Origin of the sequence: Geobacillus sp. LYN3 (genome assembly GCF_003064505.1) — a bacterium.
Lineage (GTDB): Bacteria > Bacillota > Bacilli > Bacillales > Anoxybacillaceae > Parageobacillus_B > Parageobacillus_B toebii.
Map to the genome: position 1 here is coordinate 1 of NZ_QCWL01000080.1, position 425 is coordinate 425.

Annotated in this window: 1 protein-coding gene and 1 pseudogene; one reads left to right on the forward strand and one right to left on the reverse strand. The window is 37.6% G+C overall.

Going from position 1 to position 425, the window contains the following annotated elements; all coding sequences use genetic code 11:
- Window positions 1-225: hypothetical protein (locus DCC82_RS18475; RefSeq protein ID WP_146177920.1), on the forward strand; the 225-nt coding region annotated here is incomplete at its 5' end.
- A gap of 2 nt (window positions 226-227) precedes the next feature.
- On the opposite strand, the pseudogene DCC82_RS18925 reads toward DCC82_RS18475, so the two are convergent.
- A pseudogene (locus DCC82_RS18925) lies at window positions 228-356 on the reverse strand (sensor histidine kinase); the annotation flags it as partial.
- Between the last annotated feature and the right edge of the window lie 69 nt (window positions 357-425).

The following is a 425-nucleotide window of genomic DNA, read 5'->3' on the forward strand; positions in this document are numbered from 1 at the left end:
TTTTCTATGACCGAAATGCCCTATTTGTGCTGGGCTTTTTTATACACTAGCACTGGGGTGAATAGTTACTATCTGTTTATGATAAAATTACATAATAGTAAAAACTTTACAGTTAACGTTCAACAACGGATGCGAAAGGAAGGAACGTTTGATGCACCAACGATCAGAATAAGCGTTACGCCTTTTTTAATTCCATATAAAAAGCGGGGAAATCATCTCAAATGAAATAAGTCCGAAAAAAAGATAGCACTCCCTAATGAGAAGCGGAACGGGCTATTAAACGGATTAATTTTCATTTCCCCGAAAAAAGCAGTGGCTAATATTAGAATGGTTACGATCAACAGGCGTTCACGCATGTAACTATTCACCCCAGTGCTAGTGTATAAAAAAGCCCAGCACAAATAGGGCATTTCGGTCATAGAAAA